The sequence below is a fragment of the Vibrio sp. NH-7 genome (assembly GCF_053643215.1).
The window spans coordinates 1,068,025-1,091,811 of sequence record NZ_CM132187.1 but is presented as its reverse complement, the minus strand read 5'-3'; the positions used below and the strand labels follow the sequence as shown (position 1 = coordinate 1,091,811).

General features: G+C 46.1%; 19 protein-coding genes, 1 pseudogene and 1 riboswitch. Of the genes and pseudogenes, 12 read left to right on the top strand and 8 right to left on the bottom strand.

Going from position 1 to position 23,787, the window contains the following annotated elements; genetic code table 11:
* Positions 1–5: 5 nt before the first annotated feature.
* Positions 6–1,040, bottom strand: coding sequence for a GGDEF domain-containing protein (locus tag ACUALS_RS05170; RefSeq protein ID WP_454449004.1), 1,035 nt, complete (start codon positions 1,038–1,040; stop codon positions 6–8).
* A gap of 125 nt (positions 1,041–1,165) precedes the next feature.
* Positions 1,166–2,944: an aspartate--tRNA ligase gene (gene aspS, locus ACUALS_RS05165; RefSeq protein WP_454449003.1), complete on the bottom strand. Its 1,779-nt coding sequence runs from the start codon at positions 2,942–2,944 to the stop codon at positions 1,166–1,168.
* A gap of 275 nt (positions 2,945–3,219) precedes the next feature.
* Between aspS and ACUALS_RS05160 the strand changes: the two genes are divergently transcribed.
* From ACUALS_RS05160 to ACUALS_RS05135, 6 genes are all read left to right on the top strand, one after another.
* Positions 3,220–4,101, top strand: a complete 882-nt coding sequence (locus ACUALS_RS05160) for a DUF72 domain-containing protein (RefSeq protein WP_454449002.1) — start codon at positions 3,220–3,222, stop codon at positions 4,099–4,101.
* Between the two features lie 111 nt (positions 4,102–4,212).
* A complete protein-coding gene (gene cmoA / locus ACUALS_RS05155; protein WP_038138861.1) occupies positions 4,213–4,950 on the top strand; it encodes a carboxy-S-adenosyl-L-methionine synthase CmoA in 738 nt (245 codons plus the stop codon).
* A 58-nt stretch (positions 4,951–5,008) separates the two neighbouring features.
* On the top strand, positions 5,009–5,980 hold the full coding sequence (gene cmoB / locus ACUALS_RS05150) for a tRNA 5-methoxyuridine(34)/uridine 5-oxyacetic acid(34) synthase CmoB (RefSeq protein WP_005470563.1): 972 nt from the start codon (positions 5,009–5,011) through the stop codon (positions 5,978–5,980).
* Between the two features lie 241 nt (positions 5,981–6,221).
* Positions 6,222–6,962 (top strand): ATP-dependent zinc protease family protein, encoded by a 741-nt coding sequence (locus ACUALS_RS05145; protein ID WP_454449001.1) that lies wholly within the window; start codon positions 6,222–6,224, stop codon positions 6,960–6,962.
* Positions 6,963–6,973: 11 nt separating this feature from the next.
* Positions 6,974–8,479 carry an inactive transglutaminase family protein gene (locus ACUALS_RS05140; protein WP_039626244.1) on the top strand — a complete coding sequence of 502 codons (1,506 nt, stop codon included), beginning with the start codon at positions 6,974–6,976 and terminating at the stop codon, positions 8,477–8,479.
* A 3-nt stretch (positions 8,480–8,482) separates the two neighbouring features.
* Positions 8,483–9,472 carry an alpha-L-glutamate ligase-like protein gene (locus ACUALS_RS05135; RefSeq protein WP_038212957.1) on the top strand — a complete coding sequence of 330 codons (990 nt, stop codon included), beginning with the start codon at positions 8,483–8,485 and terminating at the stop codon, positions 9,470–9,472.
* A gap of 140 nt (positions 9,473–9,612) precedes the next feature.
* Here ACUALS_RS05135 and mukB read toward each other — a convergent pair whose 3' ends face one another.
* From mukB to cmoM, 4 genes are read right to left on the bottom strand one after another with little or no spacing between them, the layout of a single operon-like run.
* Entirely contained in the window at positions 9,613–14,070 is a 4,458-nt protein-coding gene (gene mukB / locus ACUALS_RS05130) for a chromosome partition protein MukB (protein WP_454449221.1), read from the bottom strand.
* 2 nt (positions 14,071–14,072) lie between these two features.
* A complete protein-coding gene (gene mukE / locus ACUALS_RS05125; protein WP_038138875.1) occupies positions 14,073–14,798 on the bottom strand; it encodes a chromosome partition protein MukE in 726 nt (241 codons plus the stop codon).
* Positions 14,779–16,116, bottom strand: a complete 1,338-nt coding sequence (mukF, locus tag ACUALS_RS05120) for a chromosome partition protein MukF (RefSeq protein WP_454449000.1) — start codon at positions 16,114–16,116, stop codon at positions 14,779–14,781. Before mukF ends, mukE begins: the two co-directional genes overlap by 20 nt.
* On the bottom strand, positions 16,116–16,910 hold the full coding sequence (gene cmoM / locus ACUALS_RS05115) for a tRNA uridine 5-oxyacetic acid(34) methyltransferase CmoM (RefSeq protein ID WP_454448999.1): 795 nt from the start codon (positions 16,908–16,910) through the stop codon (positions 16,116–16,118). Before cmoM ends, mukF begins: the two co-directional genes overlap by 1 nt.
* Before the next feature lie 113 nt (positions 16,911–17,023).
* Here cmoM and elyC point away from each other — a divergent pair, with 113 nt between their 5' ends.
* On the top strand, positions 17,024–17,830 hold the full coding sequence (gene elyC, locus ACUALS_RS05110) for an envelope biogenesis factor ElyC (protein WP_454448998.1): 807 nt from the start codon (positions 17,024–17,026) through the stop codon (positions 17,828–17,830).
* Between the two features lie 48 nt (positions 17,831–17,878).
* Here the strand turns inward: elyC and torR are convergent, their stop codons facing one another.
* Positions 17,879–18,592, bottom strand: a complete 714-nt coding sequence (gene torR, locus ACUALS_RS05105) for a two-component system response regulator TorR (protein ID WP_005470487.1) — start codon at positions 18,590–18,592, stop codon at positions 17,879–17,881.
* A gap of 235 nt (positions 18,593–18,827) precedes the next feature.
* Here torR and torD point away from each other — a divergent pair, with 235 nt between their 5' ends.
* From torD to ACUALS_RS05080, 5 genes and pseudogenes are all read left to right on the top strand, one after another.
* Positions 18,828–19,475, top strand: coding sequence for a molecular chaperone TorD (gene torD / locus ACUALS_RS05100; protein ID WP_454448997.1), 648 nt, complete (start codon positions 18,828–18,830; stop codon positions 19,473–19,475).
* A gap of 215 nt (positions 19,476–19,690) precedes the next feature.
* Entirely contained in the window at positions 19,691–20,698 is a 1,008-nt protein-coding gene (purR, locus tag ACUALS_RS05095) for an HTH-type transcriptional repressor PurR (protein ID WP_005470597.1), read from the top strand.
* A gap of 145 nt (positions 20,699–20,843) precedes the next feature.
* A riboswitch (cyclic di-GMP riboswitch) is annotated at positions 20,844–20,930 on the top strand.
* Between the two features lie 201 nt (positions 20,931–21,131).
* Positions 21,132–21,725, top strand: coding sequence for a TfoX/Sxy family DNA transformation protein (locus tag ACUALS_RS05090; protein WP_005470434.1), 594 nt, complete (start codon positions 21,132–21,134; stop codon positions 21,723–21,725).
* 170 nt (positions 21,726–21,895) lie between these two features.
* Positions 21,896–22,591 (top strand): TVP38/TMEM64 family protein, encoded by a 696-nt coding sequence (locus ACUALS_RS05085; RefSeq protein ID WP_038192887.1) that lies wholly within the window; start codon positions 21,896–21,898, stop codon positions 22,589–22,591.
* Positions 22,588–22,892 (top strand): annotated as a pseudogene (locus ACUALS_RS05080) (putative signal transducing protein). The gene ACUALS_RS05085 and the pseudogene ACUALS_RS05080 overlap by 4 nt, the downstream one beginning before the upstream one ends.
* Here ACUALS_RS05080 and ACUALS_RS05075 read toward each other — a convergent pair.
* The gene (locus tag ACUALS_RS05075) at positions 22,889–23,692 is read right to left on the bottom strand and encodes an alpha/beta fold hydrolase (protein WP_005470478.1); all 804 of its coding nucleotides are present in this window, start codon (positions 23,690–23,692) and stop codon (positions 22,889–22,891) included. The pseudogene ACUALS_RS05080 and the gene ACUALS_RS05075 overlap by 4 nt on opposite strands.
* Between the last annotated feature and the right edge of the window lie 95 nt (positions 23,693–23,787).

The following is a 23,787-nucleotide window of genomic DNA, read 5'->3' as shown; positions in this document are numbered from 1 at the left end:
CACCGTCAAGAAAGCACTTCTCCTTGATAGTAAGTGCTTCTCTTGCCCGCTTTTTTTGCAAGATAGAGATCGTGATCCGCGTTCGACAGAGTCTTATCTAACCCTTTATTTTTCAAGTACTGATCAATGCCAGCGCTAAAAGTCACCTCAAGTTCGTTACCCTGAAAAAGAATTGGTTTTGCAACAATGCAGCCCTGCAACTTGTGTGCAAGAGTAGAAAGCCCTTGATGCTTGACGATCTTATTAGGGAGCACCAAGACAAACTCTTCACCTCCCATGCGAAAAATATTTTGCTCTCCAACCAAGCTCGATAATCGGCTAACGACTTGTTTTAGTACATCATCCCCCGCCGCATGACCGTAACTGTCATTGATAACCTTAAAATCATCAATGTCCAACGTTAATAAATAACTTCCATTGAGTTGTTCCCCTTTTTGGTCAAAGGTGGTGACAAGTGACAGACGATTCTGTGCCCCGGTCAAAGCATCTTGATGGGCAAGAGAGTTCAGCCTGTCCACGCCTTTCACCCTACTATCTTCATAGACATGGGATATGGTCCAGACAAAAACATAGGCAAGGACAAAGTTGAGGAAAACGGCAGGTCGCATCAATTGCGAGTCAGTCATTGCGCTGTTGAGCACCAACAATTCGATAAGAAGACAAATCAAGCTCCAGTAGAAGCCAACACGCAACCCAAGAGCTAAGTAGAAAACGGTTGGTAACGCTATTGCCCACAAGTAAACGGAGCTCTCTATACGACTGGCATAAGTGCCGTAGCAGATCAAAGCGGTGAGGACCGCGCAATGAAAGACAAGAAACCAACTTGGCGGCTCATTCCTCCAGACATACCAAAGCATTGAAAACGATGCAATCGAGTAAACAATTTCGATCATGCCCAGCGTATTGGCTTGAGCGTCAAAATAGAAAAGATTCGCGAGCCCAAACAACAAACCAACGATTCCAAGAACGACACACATACCGATTAGTACTTTGCGCCTCAATTGATGCGTGGCATTACAGTGAACTGGGTGGTTACTCATGTTTTTATCATTACTTGTATAGCGTTACGTATCTTTTAACACATCAGCAACAAAACTCCATACTTCAGAGACAAAAAAACCGCTTCAATCGAAGCGGTTTGTCACAAAAAGTTTCAATGAGAAGCTTACTCTTCGTCTTTCTTCTCTGCAGCTTTTACGGCAATCGCTAGCTCTTCTAGAGCCGCTGGGTTCGCAAGGCTTGGTGCGTCTGTTAGTAGACACGCCGCCGCTGTTGTTTTAGGGAACGCGATAACATCACGGATGTTCTCTGTACCACATAGCAGCATCACTAGACGGTCTAGACCGAAAGCAAGGCCAGCGTGTGGAGGCGTACCGAATTTTAGAGCGTCCAGTAGGAAGCCGAATTTCAGTTGTTGCTCATCAGCTTCGATGCCCAGAATATCAAAGACTGCCGCTTGCATCTCTGCATCGTGGATACGAACAGAACCACCGCCTACTTCGTAGCCGTTTAGAACCATGTCGTAAGCGTTAGAGTTTGCCGCTGCAGGGTTCGCTTTTAGCTCTTCCGCAGTCACACCTAGAGGCGATGTGAATGGGTGGTGCATTGCGTGTAGGTTGCCTTCATCATCTTCTTCAAACATTGGGAAATCCACAACCCATAGCGGCGCCCATGCGTTCTCGTCTGTCAACTCTAGATCTTTACCTAACTTAAGACGAAGTGCGCCCAGAGCTTCAGCAACGATGTTCGCTTTGTCTGCACCGAATAGGATGATGTCGCCAGATTCCGCTTGAGTGCGATCTAGAATACCGTTGATCACGTCTTCGCTTAGGAATTTAGCAACTGGAGATTGGATACCTTCCAAGCCTGCAGCGCGGTCGTTCACCTTCATCCAAGCTAGACCTTTCGCACCGTAGATACCTACAAACTCACCGTAACCGTCGATTTGTTTACGAGTCAAAGATGCACCACCCGGAACGCGGATTACCGCAACGCGACCTTTCTCATCGTTTGCAGGGCCTGAGAATACTTTGAACTCAACGTCTTTTACTAGGTCAGCAACATCTACTAGCTCTAGTGGGTTACGTAGGTCTGGCTTGTCGCTACCGAAACGACGAATTGCTTCGCTGAACGGCATTACCGGGAACTCACCTAGGTCAACGCTTAGTAGCTCTTGCCACATATCGCGAACCATTTTTTCAGTCGTTGCACGAACTTCATCAGCCGTCATGAATGACGTTTCGATATCGATCTGAGTGAATTCTGGTTGACGGTCAGCACGCAAGTCTTCATCACGGAAACACTTAACGATTTGGTAGTAACGGTCAAAACCAGACATCATTAGAAGCTGTTTGAATAACTGTGGAGACTGAGGAAGCGCGTAAAAGCTGCCTTTGTGCACACGACTTGGTACTAGGTAGTCACGAGCGCCTTCTGGTGTCGCTTTAGTTAGTACTGGTGTTTCGATGTCTAGGAAGCCGTTGTCATCTAGGAAACGACGAACAAAGCTAGACGCTTTAGCACGTAGCTTGATGCGATCGCTCATTTCTGGACGACGTAGATCTAGGTAACGGTACTTCAGACGTTGCTCTTCTGAGTTCTTCTGGTTGAAGTCTAGAGGCAGCACATCTGAGCGGTTGATGATCTCAAGGCCTTTAGCGATAATTTCAACTTCACCTGTTGCCATGTCTTTGTTTACTTGGCTGTCTGGACGAACGCGAACTTCACCCGTTAGCTTGATACAGAATTCATTACGCAGTGTGTTAGCCACCTCATACGCGTCTGCCATATCTGGATCGACAACTACCTGAACAACGCCTTCACGATCTCGCATATCGATAAAAATAAGACCGCCTAAATCACGACGACGGTTAACCCAGCCGCAAAGTTCTACAGTTTGTCCTGCAAGGGACTTGTTCAGGTGACCACAGTAATGGGTACGCATAATGAAATTCCCAATCTCTTAAAATTTGTTGATTACTATCTATCGATGTTAACGTTATCGATAGAGCAAAAGTCCATTTATACGCTGAAAGTGGGATGAAATCGACCACCTAGCGTACAATTTATTGCGATTTATTATCCATTGATGCTTTTTAAACCAATAACGGCTTAAAACAGTCGCAATATGGAAAAATAGCTGCAGATTATAGCCTTATTACAGGCCTCTGGGCAAAGCTCTGATGAGCTAAATATAGACACTCACAACGATAACGAGATATGGACAGTTTACCCCTTCGACTTGGCCTCACAATGTGGTCGCACAACAACTGGCAACAAAGCTTTTACGGTAGCGGTACCAAGCCTGCCGAACGCCTTGAAAAATACGCGCAGGTGTTCCACACCGTTGAGGGGAATACCACCTTTTACGCTACGCCAAGTTCAAGTACGGTGAACAACTGGAAAGCCGCCACCCATGAAGACTTCCGTTTCACCTTTAAATTGCCGCAAGCAATAACCCACCAACACATGTTGAAAGGCTGCCAAGCTCAGTTAAAAGAGTTCATGCAAATTATGGCGCCTTTACACGAACGCATAGGTCAGTGGACGATTCAACTGCCAGCCGCATTTGGCCCACAAAACTTGGATACTCTGAAACGTTTTTGCACCTTATTCCCACCCAATTTTCCAATCGGTATCGAAGTACGTCATCCCGATTTTTTTGCCAAGGGGTACGCAGAAAAAGCACTCAACCAGTGGTTAATAGAGCAACAATACGACCGAATTATTATGGATAGCAGACCTGTTTTTTCAGAGCAGATCACGCCCTCGCACCCGCACTATGAATCGCTATTGGACGCGCAAAAGAAAAAGCCCAAAGTCCCTGTACACGCGATAGCCACATCCGACCATCCAATGATTCGTTTTATTGGCCACCCTGTTGATGACGTCAACAACGCTTTTTTCCAGCCTTGGATAAAAAAGCTCCCAGAGTGGATTTCACAGGGAAAGCAACCCTACTTATTTATCCATACTTCAGACAATCTAATCGCACCGGAACTGGCACTGAAACTCTATCAACAACTGCAAACGACGTGTTCGTTACCGGATTTGAGCCGCTTTCCTGCCGATAATGGCAATAATCAAATACAGATGTTCTAAACTCAATTGCGGCAAAGCATGACATAGGCGCGAATTTCCCATAAAATACGCGCCTTTTTAACGTCTGTAGACCACGCAAACTTCGTGTTTGTGCCTGATGAGAAATGATTTATGAACCCTAAGAGCAATCCAGATACTATTTTTTCGGCTCCAATCGATAAAATTGGGGATTTCACCTTCGATGAGCGTGTGGCGGAAGTCTTTCCTGACATGATTCAACGTTCGGTGCCGGGTTACAGCAACATCATCTCTGCAATTGGCATGCTGGCAGAACGGTTTGTAAAACCACACTCAAACATTTACGACCTTGGCTGTTCGTTGGGTGCGGCAACACTTTCAATGCGTCGCCATATCAAACAAGAAGGTTGTCAGATTATTGCTGTCGATAATTCTTCAGCGATGGTAGAGCGTTGTAAGCTTCATGTGAATGCTTACCGCAGCGACACGCCGGTCAATGTCGTGGAAGCTGATATTCGCAATATTGATATCGAAAATGCGTCCGTTGTCGTCTTAAACTTCACCCTTCAGTTCTTATCACCAGAAGATCGCTACACGCTGTTGGAAAAGATCTACGCTGGCCTGCGCCCTGGCGGTATTTTAATTCTATCTGAAAAATATGTATTCGAAGATCAGGTCTCAAATGAGCTCCTTATCGATCTTCACCATGATTTCAAACGCGCCAATGGCTACAGTGAACTCGAGATCAGCCAAAAACGGAGCGCAATTGAGAACGTCATGCGCCCAGACTCGAAAAAAGAGCACAAAGAGCGTTTTGCTCAAATTGGCTTCAGCAGCTACGATGTTTGGTTCCAGTGCTTTAACTTTGGCTCGATGTTCGCTATCAAATAGAAACAGAACACAGCCCGCTCTTTGCTAAATTTTTTAATTACTTACTCAGTGAAAAACTATGTTTAATTTTGCTAATTTTTATCAGTTAATCGCGCAAGACACGCGTCTTCAACCGTGGCTAAATGTACTACCTCAACAATTAACCGATTGGGCAAACGCAGAACATGGCGATTTTGGTCGCTGGGTAAAAGCACTGAACAAAATCCCTGAAGGTTCGCCTGATCAGATCGACATCAAGAACTCCGTCACCATCGCCAATGATGTACCATTCCACACTGGTGAATTAAAAAAACTGGAGAACCTGTTACGCACGTTTCATCCATGGCGTAAAGGTCCTTACACCGTGCACGGCATTCATATCGATACTGAATGGCGCAGTGACTGGAAATGGGATCGCGTTCTTCCGCATATCTCACCACTGAAAAACCGCAGCGTATTGGATGTTGGCTGTGGTAACGGCTACCACATGTGGCGCATGCTCGGTGAAGGCGCTCGACTTACTGTCGGTATTGATCCTTCTCACTTATTCCTTATTCAGTTTGAAGCTATTCGCAAATTGATGGGTGGCGATCAACGCGCGCATTTATTACCACTTGGTATTGAGCAACTACCAAAGCTTGAAGCATTTGATACTGTATTTAGCATGGGGGTGCTTTACCATCGAGTCTCTCCTCTTGAGCACCTTATCCAACTTAAAAACCAACTCGTATCTGGCGGAGAGCTGGTACTTGAGACGCTCGTCATCGAAGGAGATGAGAATGCGGTGTTGGTTCCAGTAGATCGCTACGCTCAGATGCGTAATGTCTACTTCTTCCCTTCAGCGCGTGCGTTAAAAGTCTGGCTGGAAAATGTTGGCTTTGAAAACGTGCGTATTGTCGACGAAAACGTCACCACGACGGGTGAGCAGCGCACGACGGAGTGGATGACTCACAATTCACTTCCCGACTACCTTGATCCAAACGATCCAAGTAAAACCGTCGAAGGGCATCCCGCACCTCGTCGAGCCGTGTTGGTTGCAAACAAGCCATAATGATAGTTTGAGATTCACAGCCGATGATTTGACAAAGAGTTAACCCATTTTCAGCGATTAAAGGTTACTCTGCGCAAACATCGATATTTCCTAAATAGGGGTGCGTTGCGCCCTTATTTTTTGTAATCACTTATCAATCCTTACAGGATGAGAGCTCTGTCTCAACTGTTGGTTGTGAGGGATTCGGTTAATACGCTAAACTTCTTATTTCACACTACTTTAATCAATGTCAGGTTTATTCATGCTAACCAGATTGACTCCCGTTGTCGCATTAGTCTTGCTTTCAGGCTGCGCGCTGACAAAAGGCGAGCAGTACCACAATGAAACGCTCGCAGCCATTCAAGCTTCTGAATCTAACTTCTCGAACAAAATGGAGAACCTCTCGCTCCAGATCAATAACCAAAACGATTACATCGAAAGCCTTGAAGCTCAGATTGATACGCTCGATCGTGAGTTGGCCACGTTTAAAGATGAAATCATGGCGGAAGTAAAAATTAAAAATAAACCCGTCGTTATCCCAGCGCCTGCCCCTGTAAAAGCGACACCAACACATCAGATTGTCCTTGGGGAAGTAGAAAAAGTAACTATCGATGCGATCAAACAAGCATTTGATGCACGTGTTGATACTGGCGCGGCAACGTCGTCGCTCAATGCCGTGGATATTGAAGAGTTTGAGCGCAACGGAAAAAACTGGGTTCGTTTCCACTTGTCTGATGGTGAAACACCGCTCACGGAAGAAAACTGGATCGAATCGCCTATTATCCGCTATGTGAAAATACGCCAATCCACCAATGATGAAGTTGAAAGACGTGCGGTGATCGAATTATGGGTTAAGCTCGGAAAAATCCATGAAAAAGCGCAATTTACCTTGGCAGATCGCTCGCAAATGAGTCATCCTGTGCTTCTAGGCCGCGAGTTCATTCGCGACATTGCAGTGGTTGATGTAAGTAAAAAATACATCCACACGGACGTCCAAAAATAATAAGGTAGCTTATGACATCCAAAGTCCCTTTTTATATATCGGTTGTGCTACTCATTTTAGCCGGTATAGCGCTCAGCATGTTCCGTCATCAAACATACGGTGTTCCTTGGACTCCAGGTGAAACCCGTCAAGTGTGGGATATTGAAGCGCGAGTTGAGTTCAATGCCCAAGCTAAGCCAGTTAAGGCATCATTGGCGGCACCTCATACCCAAAACGGCTTCACGTTAATTGATGAATCCTCCTCTTCTCCAGGCTACGGCGTCTCTTACGTCAATACCGACTCTGGTCGTCGCGCAGAATGGTCTATTCGCCAAGCGACTGGCGCTCAAACCATCTACTACAAAGTGAAGTTTCTTGTTGACCCACAAGCCAAAGTCGACGCGATTCCGCCAAGCCAAGAAATCACTCAACCCACTTTCGATGGGCCAACAGAAGCCGCTGCGATTGCCTTGATTGAACGAGCCAATCAGCGTTCAGCCGACGATGTCACTTTTACTCGTGAACTGGTCAAGACTATCAACGATTCAGAAAGCCAAAATGCGTCTTTGCTTCTGAATAAGATGTCGAAAGTCGAAGCGATCGACAAAATGCTGGCTTACGCCAAGGTTCCAGGAAAGGTTGTTGGTGTTATCGAGCTGGAAGATGGTCGCCGCCGTCAATCCATTCAGCACATGAACCAAGTATGGGACGGAAAACAATGGGTTCTGTTTAATCCAGAAAAGGCAGACCAAGTTATTGCAGAAAATATCTTGGTTTGGGATGAATCAAATGTGTCTCTACTTGATCTTATGGGTGGGCAAAACAGCCAAGTCCACTTCTCGATGATTGCTCAAGAGGTTTCCCCACAGCAAGCAACCAACGACAAAGTCTCCGCCGATGGTTTGATCAACTTCTCGATCCACAGCTTACCGCTTGAAGAGCAAGCGATGTTTAAGACCATCATGCTCATTCCTATTGGTGCTCTTATCGTGGTCTTCTTGCGTGTCATTATTGGTCTGAAAACATCTGGCACCTTCATGCCTGTTCTGATAGCGGTTGCTTTTGTTCAGACTCAGCTGATCACGGGTATCGTCGGATTCTTGCTGATTGTGGGCACTGGCTTGGTCATTCGAAGTTATCTATCAAGGCTTAACTTACTGCTTGTTGCACGTATTTCGGCGGTGATCATCACGGTTATCATGATCATCTCTGTCTTTACTGTGGTGGCGTTTAAGATCGGCTTAACCGAAGGTCTATCGATTACGTTCTTCCCAATGATCATCTTGTCATGGACCATCGAACGTATGTCGATTCTATGGGAAGAGGAAGGCGCCAAAGAAGTGGTTCTGCAAGGTGGTGGTTCACTACTGACTGCTGTACTGGTTTATTTAGCGATGACTAACCCGTACATCCAGCACTTAACCTTTAACTTTATTGGTCTACAGCTGATTGTACTATCCGGTATTTTACTACTTGGTACCTACACCGGTTACCGTTTGACAGAGCTACGCCGCTTTAAGCCACTTGCGGAGGACTAAACGATGTTCTCACGTTTTACTTCGCAATTTACGTCGCCGGGCAAACTCCGCCATAAGGGGATCATGGGGATGAACCAACGTAACCACAGTTACATTGGTCGTTATAATGATCGTGCAAAATACCCTTTAGTGGACGACAAACTGAAAACCAAAATCATCGCCCAACAACATGGTGCGACCACACCTGAGCTTATCGGCGTGATCAGTAATCAGGCCGAAGTCAAAACCATTCACAATATGGTGAAAGACTGGCCAGGCTTTGTGATTAAGCCAGCCCAAGGAAGTGGTGGTAAAGGCATTTTAGTTATCACATCGCACAAAGATGGTATCTATACCAAACCTTCTGGCTCGACCATTAACCAAGAAGATGTTGAGCGCCATATCAGTAACGCGCTCGCTGGTCTTTTCTCGTTAGGGGGTAAGAACGATGTTGCGGTTGTCGAGAACCTAATTAAGTTCGATGACTGCTTCGACGGTTTCAGCTACGAAGGCGTACCTGATGTTCGTATCATCGTTTTCAAAGGCTACCCTGTCATGGCGATGATGCGCTGCTCGACGGCGGCATCCGATGGGAAAGCCAACTTGCACCAAGGCGCTGTTGGTGTGGGCATTGATATCGCGACAGGACGCGCTGTGCGAGCCGTTCAGTTTGATCAACCCATCACCCATCATCCTGACACAGGAAAAGAGCTCGCCACACTGCAAGTCCCCCACTGGGAGCGCCTATTGGTTCTCGCTTCCAGCGCTTGGGAGATGACCGGGCTTGGATACATGGGCACCGATATGGTTTTGGATAAAGAGGAAGGTCCCATGGTACTTGAGCTCAACGCCAGACCGGGGTTAGCAATTCAAATTGCCAACGGCGCAGGATTACTGCCAAGACTGCATCATATCGAAAGTTTAGGATTAGGCGCAGACTACCCTAAACCCGAAGAGCGAGTCGCTTATGCTGCCAGACAATTCGGTATTTTCGCCAAAGAGCTGACCACATAACCACTCTCAGCAATCAAAGCCCGCTTAACTAGCGGGTTTTGTCATATAGATAGTTCGACCATTACTCGAAACTACACAATAAAAAAAATCCCGCAGCTTATCACTGCGGGATTTTTTAATGAACGACTTGAAGTACAGTTCTAGAGCGTTTCGATTAGCTCTTGCACTTCACTTTTGGGTTTCTCGGTTTGACCAAAACCACGCAGACCCACTACGTGTACATGCTCGTGGTCTTTAAACACCTTACGCACCAGTTTGTAGGTCGTACCTTTCTCTGGGCTGATGTTTTCTGGTGCTGCGATAAGAAGCTGCATATCCAGGCGGTCACACAGTTCGAATAGCGTTGAGATAGACTTAGCATCCAGACGTGCTGCCTCATCAAGGAACAACAGACGACAAGGCACGATGTCTTTGCTGCGCAGACGGCGTGATTCTTCTTCCCAGCTTTGAACAACCATCAGTAGGATTGACTGACCAGTACCGATCGCTTCACCCGTTGATAACGCACCAGATTCTGCTTGTAGCCAACCGTCAGAACCACGGTTCACTTCCACACTTAGCTCTAGGTAGTTACGGTAATCCAGCAGTTCTTCACCCAGAACCTGAGGAGAACGTTGACCCATATCGATGTGTGGGTTTACGCGTTGGAACAGTTTCGCCATTGCTTCAGAGAAGGTAAAGCGAGTCGATTCAAACAGATCTTTATGCTGCTCCTGTTGTGTCGCCAAACCATTCAATAGCACTTCGTGACTTTCGCGGATCTTCACGTTTAGACGTACGCCCTTCACCTGACCAAACGAAATATTCGACAGGCCTTGGTTCAGCATACGAATACGGTTTTGCTCACGCTGAATCGTCTTCTTGATGATGCTCGCTACCGACTCAGAACTGATCGCTAGGCGGTTTTCACGTTGCGTTAGCTCTTCTGTTAGACGCGCTAGCTCTACTTCCATCTCTTCGATCGCTTCAACTGGATCATCAGTACGGATGATATCCTGACGAATGCGCTCACGGAGATGTTGGTAAACCGCGATGTAGAACAGAACTTTACGCTCTGGACGTGCGTTGTCTTCTGATAGACGCAGCGCATCACGCAAGTCGTCATTGTTCGCAACCGCTAGACGCAGCGCACCCAATGATTTATCCGACATCGAACGAAGCTCATCCGCTGACATGTAAGCCAGTTCACGCTTGTGTAGACGACGCTCAACATCGTTTTCGCGCGCCAGACGAAGTACTGAACACCAACCAGCTTTCGCTGCAACTACAAACGTACGTAGCTCAACGTATTCTTTCTGAACTTTCTTCAGACGTTTCGCCAAGCCTTTCATCTCTAGTTCAGTAGAGGTGATCGTGCGCTCGTATTCGCTCTTACGGCTACGAGACGTGTGTAGACGCTCATGCAATTCATCACGACGACGCATTGCACGTTCTTCTGCACCTTCGTCCGCGTTAACGCCAAACTCTTGAAGTTCTTGTTTGAATTCTTGAACCGTTTCCAGTTTCGCTTGGTGTGAGCTCTTCAATGACGCCAATACTTGGTTGTATTGGTTCATTTGACCTTGCGACTGTTTCAACTCTTCACGAGAGCGGGTACGCATTTGTTCAGCTTGTACCAATTTCGCTTTTAGCTGCTCGCTCAGCTCACTGCTCTTGTTCAGTAGGTCTACTGAATCTGAGTAAGCGAAGTAGTGGCGACGTTCAACGAGATCTGAAAGTGCAAAAATTTGCTTCTTAAGAACTTGTAGCTGTTCGTCTGCCGCTTTGTATTCTGCTTCTAGCGCATCGAATTGCTCTGGGTCAGCATCTAGGGCAACTGCGACTTTTTCCAGTTCCGCCACCGCTTTCGCGTGGTTATTTAGGAAAGCTTTTGCTTCTGAAAGCTGGGCGATTTTCTCTTCCAACTCATCAAAGCGTGCTTGCAGCGATTCATCTTCAATCAACGCCATGTTTGGTGCTAGCTTGTCTAGAGAAGACAACGCTTGCTTGCTGGTTTGAAGCTGAGAACGTTGCTGCTGCTCTTTCGCATCCAGATCAGCCAGTACGCGAGCGATTTGGTTACGCTTGTCACGGATGGTTGCCAGTGCTTGCTCTGGGTCAGCTTCGAATGCTACTTGAATGTGGCTTGCCACAAACTGGTTGAACGCTTGGTACAGACGCTGCATTTTTTGCGAATCGAATGCTGCTTTCGCGTGCTTCTCAACCACTTCCTCACGTTCGTTACGTAGCAGTTCTAAACGTTGCTCACGTGCTGCACGACCAAACAATGGGATTTCAGGCAAACGAGAGTAACGCATTTGGCGATCGTTCATACGAACGCATACCGCGCCTTCTAACTCTTCTGCATCGAATGAGCTGTCATCAAAGGCATCGATATCACCTTCAATGATGTACAAGTCTTCTGGACAGTCGTCTAGCTCTACCAGTTTCTCTTCGATACCAGATAGGTCAGATACAACGATAGCGTGACGAGCCGGGCCGTACATCGCACTGAAGTAAGGTGCGTCATCAATAGTGATGTCATCGTAGATCTCAGACAGCAATACGCCGCCCAGAGTATCAGCCAAACCTTTCAGACGAGGGTCGTTTGAACCACCAGGAGAAGCAAGACGCTCAATTTCAGAGTCAAGTTGGCTGCGACGCTCTGCCAGTTTGTCTTTCGCCAGAGAAAGGGTCTTCTCTTGCTCAAGTACCACTTGCATTTGGCTCATGACTGACTGGCTATCTTCTAGCTCAGCGCCACTTTGTTCACGCAGTTTTTCTAGCGCATCGTTCGCCGCAATCCAAGTTGGAGCAATGGCTTCTAGCTTGTTGATTTCCGCTGCTGCATCTTGCTCTAGACGACGCTGTTCGCTGCGTTGCTCACGCACGTCTTCTTGCGTCATTTCTAGCGAGTCGATTTGCATCGCGTGACGCTCACGTTCTTGTTCAAACGTGATTTCGTCAGTCAGTTCAACATGGAACTGCTTCTGGTATTCGTTGACTAGCTCACGCGCCTGACGTTGCTGGTTTAGGCTACGTTCAAGATCACGGTGCTGTGCACGCCATTGTTGTTCGTTTTGCGCAACTTGCTGAGATTCACGCGCTTTCGCAATTGCGGTTTTCGCATGTTCAGACGCGTCTTTACGCTCAACTTGACCAACGATGCTTTGTACCAGTTTAAGCGCCGTTTCGAACTGCTCTGCTGCTGCAGAAGACATGTCCAGTTTGTGCTTAACCGATAGCAACGCGTTGGTGCTTTCTGATTCTTTGCTCTTAAGCTCAGAGACAAGCGCTTGTGCCAATTCTGCCGTTAGGCTGTCATCGCCAAGTAGCTGTTTTGCTTTCTCCAGTGCTTGAACCGCTTGTTGGTATTGAAGGGCGCGAGTTTGCTGAACGTCGAGTGCTTGTTGGTAGTCCGCCAGTTGCGTTTTAAGGCTGTCCACCTCTTCTTCCGCAACAGTAGCTTGCTCTTCCACCATCATCACGCGTTCTTGCGCTTCTTCCACTACCATCATCTGTTCTTCAAGACGCTCACTCAGCTCTTCAAGATCTTCTTGGTAGCGTTCGATCTTCTCTTGCTGGCGTAATGCGTTTTGCACCAGTTGCAAGTGATCCGAAGCCGCTTGGTAATCTTGCTCTAGTGCAGATTCCGACTCAATTAACAGTTCTAACTCTTCTTGAACACGGTTAAGCAGGTTGTTTTGCTCAACGAGAGTTTCACGAGAACCGAACAGCTCTGAACGCAATGACAGCGTTTTATCCAGCTTGTTACGACGATCGTTCGCGTGACGCATGTAGTCCGCCGCCACGTAGTTGGTCGACTCTGTGATCAAGTGTTTGAACAAGTCACGGTCTGCTTGCGTGGTTTTGATCGCTTCTAGCGTCATGCGGTTTTCACGCAGTGCAGATTCCATATCTTGGAACGCTTTCTTTACGCCGCCGTTTTGTGGCAGAAGGTAGTCACGTAGCGAGCGTGTAATCGCACTTGAGATACCACCGTAAAGCGATGCTTCGATCAGGCGGTAGAATTTAGAACGGTCACCAGAGTTACGCAGTTTCTTCGGAATCACACCGAATTCAAACATTTGCGCGTGGTAATCCACGATAGAAGAGAACGCTTTGAATTGAACACCTTCAAATTCTGCGATCGATTCTTTTACTTCATTGATTTGACGTACACGAGCTTGAGTCGCTGATACGCTTTCAATCAAGATATCCGTTGGTTTCACATGGCTTGGAAGACCTTGGATAACAAACGGTTTGATGTCTACTTTCTTATCACGACCCGCTACTTGCTGCAGTTTTACTGCAAACAATAGGCGTTGGTTACGTGAGTTCACCACATCTAGCGCCGCATAACACGCGCCCGGCTGTAGCTTACCGTACAGACCTTTGTCGCGAGACGATTGGCTGCTGCCTGCTTCTGTGGTGTTACGGAAGTGCAGTAGCGTTTGGTCAGGAATCAATGCGGTGATGAACGCCGCCATTGTGGTTGATTTACCTGCACCGTTGCCACCTGATAGCGTGGTGACCAGACCATCGATGTCAAACGTACGGGCAAAGAAGCCGTTCCAGTTGACCATGGTCAGCGATTGGTACTTACCGCGTTCAATCATGCTCATGCTTCACCCTCTTCTGTTGTTTCTTCTTGGGCTTGGTCGTCTTGATCTTCTTCAGACAATAGGCTGCCTTGGCTTGGCTCTTTGGTGTGCACGACCGCTTCACCGTCACGGATCAGACGTAGCTGCGCTTCACGCATATCATCGCCAACACGTACATCGGCACCAAAACGGAATACCGATTCACTGATGCTGAACTTACCGGTTTCACCGATGTTGATGATCATCCCTAGACGACGCAGACGACGAAGTGACGTACGCACTTTTTCAAACAGCTTTTCTTTATCAAGGTCAGAGCCGGTAGCACGGTTTGTTACTAGCTTCATCAACTTCGCTTCATCGGCAAGCGCCAACAGCTCTTCATAGAGCTCTTGGTTAGTGAAGATGCCTTCGTGCGCAAGACGCTCTGGGCTTAGATAAAGGAAACACAGTACCTTCCCCACCAGCATATCCAGTTCAGAAAGCACACTACGGCCAATCAAAGAGGTTGAACGCGGACGAAGGTAAAAGAAACCTTCTGGCGCTTTCACCAATTCGGTGTTGTAACGCTGGTAGAAAGAAGAAAGCTCTACCTCAAAATCGGAGAGTAGTGCATGGTTATCCAAGTCTTCGCTTGAGATATGACGCCCTGCTCGAAGCATACTGTCGAGTGCTGGGAACAGAGGGTTAGAGAGTGCTTTGACCAGATTCTCTGGCATGTATTCATTAGTATCTGTCGATGACATTTGCTTGTACCTTTGCCCCAAAATCGTTGATGGCTTGCCAATCTGGCTGAATCGCTTGGTAATCCGATTCTGAATAACCAAGACGGACGGCTTGGTCGATAACGATTCGGGCTAAATCGAAATGATGAGTGCGAGGATGCTGTGCGAGGTAATCGCGTAACACAACCCCAAGATCAATCGGTGAGCCTTGCTCTTTGTGCGCTTTGAGCATGTCACCAATACGCTCAGACAGCTCATCATTGACTTGTTGAAATTCTTCGTATTCCACTTCCAGTGGCACTTGACCGGTAACCTCGTCATCACGCAGAACTAACGCTTCATCACGCAGGTCAGTTAAACGCTCTGCATCGGCATAGGTGAGGTACCAAGGCGCGTCAAAATAGTCTTTGACCGACTGGCGCAGACGCGAGCTAAATGCACGGTTCTTATCCATATCAATCGCGGTACGGATGAACTTGTGTACGTGACGGTCGTAACCAATCCAAAGGTCGATCGCTTGCTGACCCCAGCTTGTAATTCGGTCCAGTTTCATCTGCAGACCAAACAAGGCTTCTTCAATGAACTCAAGCTCAGGATCGCCGTGAACAATTTCTTGAATATCTAGGATCTGAGTTTGCAGTTCATCGCTGGCAGCTTGCAGCGTATCTTGAAGTTCACGCAACGTGCTGGATGTTTCTGACAGTAGCGCTTCACAGTTGTTGATTGCTTCACGCCAGTCTTTGTTTAACAGGTCTGCGATTTGTTGTTTCACAGACTGTTGCTGCTCATCCATCACACGTTGGTTGAGGTCGATTTGATCGAAGATCTCGCCTACAGAATATTTCAAGATCCCGTATACGTTTTTCTTCCAGTGGCCCGGTGTGCCACCCTTTTGTGCCGCCTCAATCGCTTTCGCCATTTCATCCGCGACCATAGACAGCTGGATAGAAAGACGTAGCTTTGAAAACTCACGATGGCGTACGTAGTAGTCGGTAATACCTACCGCTAATGGAGACAAGCGGTATATGGCGGCTCCGTCAGTAATCTCACTGACAAAGCGGCTAATAAGACGCTGCTTAACCATCTCATTGATGGCGTTGTTGGCACGAAACGCGGAAGCGTCTCCTGTCTCTTCAAATAATCGAGTGACGATTGTAAACGCATCATGCAGTTCACCTTCACCCAATTCTTCATCAAACCTTTCGTTGCTGAGTACCGCGATAGCAATCAAAAATGCTAACCGCTCTGTCGTCAGGTTTAATGAGAAATCGTGCTGCTTTACCCAGCCCACCAATTCATCGATTGGTTGCTCTGCAGCATTGAGAGTTATCTCACTCATTATTGTTCCTGTTTCTGTTTCTTTTTGGCCCATACATGAATGTAACGGCCTAATGAGAGGTATGGCTCTTGTCGACACAATTGTTTTTCTAAAGCCAATACATCTTCATACTGGTAATCCCCTGTGTATTCCATATTCCCTATGTAATCACTAAAACAACGAATTCCAGATTTGCCACAGATTTCAAACCCAGCATCTTCTATCCATTGGTAGACGTCTTCTGGTTTTAAGCCTTTCTGTGGCTGTAATTTAAATCGTTTCCGATGTGGCATGCCCTCAAGAACATGAGGAATATTGCCACAAACCACATTTTTGTAGACCAAGCCGTGATGGTTGTAGAACATGATGGATGCCGCGCCATCAGATTTCACTTGCTCTAGTACTTTTTCTAGCGCCGTTTTCGGGTCGACTAACCACTCCATCACCGCATGGAACATCACCATATCAACTGGACTATCGAGATGTTGACCAATTTCTTGGACTGGAGAATGAATCAAGCGATACTGCTCAAGCAAGTTATTTTTTTCAATATCCTGTTTCGCCAGTTGCAGCATTTCCGAAGATAGATCACATAACGCGACTTGGTGTCCGAGCTTGGCAAGCTTTTGCGACATTTGTGCTAATCCACCACCTGCATCCAATATCGTTAATTCACGTTTGTCGCCGTCAATAGAAGACAGTAGTTGCTCTAAGTCTTCCCAAACAATGACTTGGCGAATCTCTCCTTTATCGGAGCCGTAAATATTTTTTGCAAATTTGTGGGCAATATCGTCGAAATTACGGTCTTCAGTCACAGCAGCTTAGGGTATCATGTCCAATCGTGCTGCTATTCTGTCACAAGAAAAGCAGGAATAAAGAGGGTTTCTCTTAAAAAATAATCAACTGATGTTTTTTCGGACTATTTAGTATGTTTGAGCTGAAAAAAGTGGTTTCTTCTCTTCTGATGCCGCTACCGGCAATGCTTATCATCGGCCTATTGGGCTTGATGTTGATCATGTTCACTCGAAATCAAAAGACCGGCTGTTTTATCGTTCTTTTCTCTTTTATTGGTATGTTCCTTATTGCGTTTCAGCCAGTCTCCTCACGGCTATTGATGCCACTTGAGCGTCAATATTCTGCGTTCTTTCCCGTTGACGAGTCGATTGATTACGTGATGGTACTAGGCAGCGGCCATGTGGTGGATGACAAAATCCCACCAACGTCCGAGTTAAGCCGCACAGGTTTAATGCGCCTTGCTGAAGGCATTCGTGTTATGCGTATTTATCCTGGTTCGAAGCTCATATTGTCGGGTTACTCGGGAGAATCAGACATAAGCAATGCTCGCATGATGGCCAAAGTGGCACTCGCTCTAGGCGTGTCTAAATCTGATATTATTTTGCTTGAGACTGCAAAAGACACATGGGAAGAAGCACGCCAAGCTGCCGCCTTTGTGAAACACAAGAAAATGGTCGTGGTGACTTCCGCGAGCCACATGAAACGGGCATTAAACGAGTTTCACTCAGCGGGCTTAAAACCCTACCCTGCACCAACAAACTACTTAGCTCACGATAACGTTACAGAGCCTTGGTCTAAGTACACACCCAAGGCAGTCTACCTAGAGCAAACCGAACGCTACTGGCATGAGACACTAGGAATCTTGTGGCAAAAACTCAGAGATTGGGCGTCGGAGTATGAGGAACAACACGTCATCGAAGCTCCAGAAAGCCAACTATAAAACAAAAAAACCGAGGTACATGCCTCGGTTTTTTACTCAATTCAAGGGTTAGTCCCCAGCAAACATGTAACCTTCACCGTGAACCGTCACAAAAATTTGAGGGTTCTTAGGATCAAATTCCATCTTAGCGCGCATGCGACGAATGAGAACATCGATCGTACGATCGTTTGGTGCATCCACTCGATGGCTAATCATGTTCAAAATGCGCTCACGGCTCAATACTTGATTTGGGTAAGACGACAGCGCAACCAGCAGTTCATACTCAGCTTTAGTCAACTTCACTGGTTCACCAGCACGACTTAACGCTCGTCGTTGAACATCAAATGTCCACTCACCAAAGCGTACTATGTTGCCATCTTGTTTGTCTGCATCGACCGTGCCTGATGAATTGCGCGCTGCCGAAATACGCCACAGCAAGTTTTTGACACGAACTAACAACTCTCTTAGCTCAAATGGTTTTGTGACATAATCGTCGGCGCCCATTTCTAGACCGACAATCTTATCAATGCTATCCGTGCGTCCTGTAACCAGGATAATCCCAATGTCTGACTGACTGCGAAGTTCGCGTGTTAGCATCAAACCATCCTCTCCAGGAAGATTGATATCCAACATCACTAAATCTATCGCATTGTTTTGTAGTGAATCACGCATTTGCTCGCCACTTTCGGCTTCGCTTACGTGGTAACCTTCATTCTGAAAGTAACCAACTAGCTTGCTGCGAGTTACTGCGTCATCTTCTACAACTAATACGTGATAGCTCATTTACACCACTTATTTACATTGGTCATCGTTCTAACGAGTATTCTATTCATAAACAGTAACATTTCTAGTATTTGTTACTTTAAAACCAAGAAAGATGATTTTTTCTTGATTCAAGACAAACCTAGGTCATCTGTTCATATTTTTCCATTTTTAGACTCAATTCTATACAGCTGACATTATCGCTGTTCATCTTTATTGGGTACACTAAACGCAGTTATTTTAGGAGCCTGACCTAATGCAAGAAATTAAATCATTCAATGAAAAACGCGCGGAAATCTATTGGTGGCTATCGAGCTTATTGGCGAAAGAGCTCACTCAAGAGGCGTTAGACCAATACCATTCAGCCGAGATTCGTTCGTTTCTCTCTGGGCTTGGCGACAACCCAGACCTAAAACCTTCTGTCGACAACTTAGTTGATGCACTAAATCGACTTATGGACCGTGAAGACGCGCAACTTGAGTTAGCCGCAGATTTTTGCGACTTGTTCCTTAAATCAGACAGAGACTCTGCCCTTCCATATGCCTCTATGTATGTGGGCAAAAGCGGACTACTTAATGACGAGCCAGCAAGAGAAATGGAAGCACTAATGCAAAAGCATGGCGTCCAAGTTGATGAAAGCCTAAACGAACCTGCGGATCATATCGCGATTGAACTCGACTTCCTTGGTAATCTGATTATTCGCTCGAATGAGCTTGAAAGTGATGGTGAAATGGAAAACGCACTTGAAGAGCAAGACAAGTTCATCAACCACGCACTACTTAATTGGGTGCCAAAGTTCGCCGCTAAGTGCAAAGCTTTAGATGATTTCGGATTCTACTCTGCCATTGTGATGTTAATGGTTGCGTTTATGGAACTTGACTCTCGCTACCTAAAAGGCGAATAAATACGAGCTTTTGTGACCACGAGCAGGGAACAAAAACGTTTTTATTTGCGCTTAGTTTGTTTGCGGTCTAGAATCGTGACCGCAAACGATAAAAATGAACGAATTAAATACAAACCGCTAATTATAAGCGGTTTTTGTGTTTCTGATACTTTCTGCCAGATTATCCTACACTTAGGAATATTGTTTCGTGGCAGTCATCGACAGGACAAAACCTTATGGCCACCATAAAAGACGTAGCGCGCTTAGCCGGCGTATCAACAACTACTGTATCTCACGTAATTAATAAAACGCGTTTTGTTGCCGAAGCGACCCAAGAAAAGGTCATGGAAGCAGTAACAGAGCTAAACTATGCGCCTAGTGCCGTTGCTCGAAGCTTAAAGTGTAATACAACACGAACGATTGGCATGCTGGTGACTCAATCAACAAACCTCTTCTTTTCAGAAGTTATTGATGGTGTTGAGAGTTACTGTTACCGCCAAGGTTACACGCTGATTTTGTGTAATACCGGCGGCATCTATGAGAAGCAACGCGATTATATCCGCATGCTTGCAGAAAAGCGCGTAGACGGCATCTTGGTAATGTGTTCTGACCTCACAGAAGAACTCAGCGAAATGCTTGACCGTCATAAAGACATTCCTAAAGTGGTCATGGACTGGGGTCCTGAGAGCTCACAAGCTGACAAAATCATCGACAACTCAGAAGAAGGCGGCTATCTAGCGACTAAATACCTGATTGAGCGTGGCCACAAAGATATTGCTTGTTTGAGCGGGCACTTCGAAAAAGCAGCATGTCAGGAGCGTATCGCAGGCTTCAAGCGAGCAATGAACGAAGCGAACTTGGCAGTTGATGAAGACTGGATCCTTGAAGGTAACTTTGAATGTGACACTGCAGTCCTAGCCGCAGACAAGATTGTTGCAATGGATAAACGCCCGAGTGCCGTTTTCTGCTTCAATGATACGATGGCACTGGGTCTAATGAGCCGCCTACAACAAAAAGGTATCCGCATTCCAGAAGATATGTCCATTATTGGTTACGACAACATCGAGTTAGCGGAATACTTCTCTCCACCGCTCACGACTGTTCACCAACCGAAACGACGTGTCGGTAAGAACGCGTTCGAAATTTTGTTAGAGCGTATCAAGGACAAAGAACACGACAAGCGAGTGTTTGAGATGCACCCTGAAATTGTCGAGCGCTGTACCGTGCGCAACCTCAACAAATAACATCATCACTCAGCGCCTGACTCTTTGATTAATTATCAGTCAGGCGCATATAACCCGCCAAATTACTGGACTAAGATCACATTTACTCACTACAAGTGTGATACTTACCTCAAATATTATTTATTCTTAACTTGTTCGATCAATGCCACGAACAGGGCAAACCATTTCGAAAGGATGGGACGCAAAGCCTCCGGCCTTAAGTATACTTATACAAGGTAGCGGGGTTGCCGATGGCAAAAATGCAAAACTAGTACATTAAGCTTTCTCGTAAACTGGACGCGTCTCAATACTGAGTATGAGCAGACATGGAATTCGTCGAGATTTTACGAAGTGTTTTCTTGTATGACACCTTACTGACAAAATTTCTGCATTATTTTGCTAATCTCTCGGACCTGAATTGGTGGCGTATACATATACACCGAGAAAATACAGCATGGATAAACCAATACTTAAAGACTCAATGAGACTATTTGAGCAACTTGGTCAAATTAAGTCTCGTTCAATGTTTGGCGGCTTCGGCATATTCGCAGATGAGACGATGTTTGCTTTAGTGGTCAACGATAAGCTTCATGTAAGAGCGGATGCTCAGTTAATCAAACAGTGCAATGCCCTTTCTTTGGAACCCTACGTCTACAAAAAACGTGGTTTTCCCGTTGTGACTAAATATTTTGCTTTAAGCGATGACATTTCCTCAGACAATGAAAAAACACTGGCATTGGCAAGACAAGCGCTGATCGCAGCAAAAGAAGAGAAAAAAGTACAATCGAAAGCGAAACCAAATCGCTTGAAAGACCTACCCAACCTGCGCTTGGCAACGGAAAGAATGCTAAAGAAAGCCGGGATTGACGATGTCGAATCTTTAGAAGAAGCGGGCGCTGTTAAAGCGTACAAGGCGATTCAATCGACACACTCAGCAGAAGTGAGCGTTGAACTGCTGTGGGCACTAGAGGGAGCAATCAGGGGCACACATTGGTCTGTTATACCACAAAGCCGAAGACAAGAACTACTGAATAAATTGAGCAACTAGCTCAATCAATCGATGAAAAAGCCAGCACTTGCTGGCTTTTTTAGTCTCTAAGGAAATATTTTCTTCTCGCTCTCGTTCTTATTGTCTATATCAATCATTCCCTATACTAACTTAAGTATGTAACTATAGGGTCAGAGTTATCCTTGCGAAGAGTATTAAAGGACGCGATTATGAATAAAAAATTGATCTTGGGGATAGTCTTAGTTGCGCTTATCGCCTTTCTGGCGATGAACTTTGGACAATACCTGACGCTTGAAAATGCGAAAGCTCAGCAGCTTGCACTCTCAGATTACATCAGCGAAAACTTCGTCTTCGCCGCATTGACTTACTTTTTCGCCTACGTCGCCATAACCGCGTTTTCCATTCCTGGAGCAGCCGTTGTTACGCTTCTGGGCGCTGCGCTCTTTGGGTTTTGGACAAGTTTGCTGTTGGTCTCTTTCGCCAGCACCATTGGTGCCACGCTCGCCTTTTTAAGCAGCCGTTTCCTATTGCGAGACTGGGTGCAAGGAAAGTTTGGCGATAAGCTGAGTGCGATTAACCAAGGTGTAGAGCGTGATGGGGCGTTTTATCTATTCTCACTAAGGTTGATTCCTGTCTTCCCTTTCTTTCTTATTAATTTACTCATGGGATTAACGCCTATTTCGGTAGCTCGATTCTATTTTGTCAGCCAACTAGGTATGTTACCCGGCACAGCCGTTTACTTAAATGCGGGTACTCAGTTAGCGCAAATCGAGAGCCTTTCTGGCATTGTCTCGCCTTCTGTCTTAGCGTCATTTGCTTTACTGGGTCTTTTCCCAGTCATTGCGAAATGGGTCATGAATAAAATTAAATCATCGCCATCCGCACAAAATGGCTCGGCGTCATGAAAATCTACTCAGCGAGTAATCCCCCCGAAGCTCACATTGTCTGTGAGCTTTTAAAGTCTCAAGACACAGCTGTGAAGTCCGTGGTGAAGGGATATTCGGGTTGCAGGGAGAAGTCCCATTTGGTGAAAACAGCGAGCCTTATGTTTGGCTTTTAGAACCAAATAAGTGCAATAAGGCGAATGAGATCATCGACCAATTTAGGACAATGCAAAATGGTAGTGACTGGCACTGCAGTCAATGTGGAGAAGTCAACGAATCACAATTTGGGGTTTGCTGGCAATGCGGCACCGCGGCAGATTAAGTCGCCTTAATTTGCTGTTGTATAAAGGCAATCGAATGCTGATTGAACTCTTCCGGACGCTCTACATTACATACATGTCCACAATCAGGAATCTCAAGCAATTGACTCTGTTGGTGAACGGCAACCATCTCTTTCACTGGCTTAATAAACATGTAGTCTCGCTCTCCCATTAGATACAGCGTCGGAATTGGCAATTCTCTATCTTTGAAATACTTCATTAATGGGTTTACTTCTGCCGTGAGTATAAACCAGCGCTTAAACTCTTTCTGACACAGTTTTTTGGCTTCGCGGATAAACAGGTGACGTGATTCTTTCTGTGTACGCTGTGGCATTACAATATAAGCAAACAAGCTGTATAACCACATATAAGGCACGATGTGTTTACATAAGTTGCCCAGACGCACCAACACTTGTGAACGCGTATTCAGGCGTGTTACTGCCCCACCCAGCACCATGGATTTCACTCGCTCCGAAGCAAGCTCTGCGATATTTCTTACGATGATCGTGCCTAAAGACATCCCAACGAAGTGTGCTGATCGAATCTTGAGATGATCCAGAACTTGGAGAATGTCTTGCGTGACCGCCTTAAACGTGTAGCGGTTCGCCATGATCTCCTTTAGCAGCTGATTTGATCGCCCGTGCCCTCTTAGGTCTATGAGCAACAAATTGAAGTGCTGCTTGTACGCTTTGATTTGTTTGAACCAAATAGACGAACTGCCTCCGGCTCCATGCACAAAAACCACCCACTCATTGCTTGTTGGGTGTTCAAATGTTTTGTGAAATAGCATTTCAGAGTTCATAGTGACGTTCAGAGTTTCTTACTGGAATAACTTGGAAGCAGAAGATTAGCACAAACTAATGCAATTTTAATTCAGCTTATGTCATTTCGTGTTAC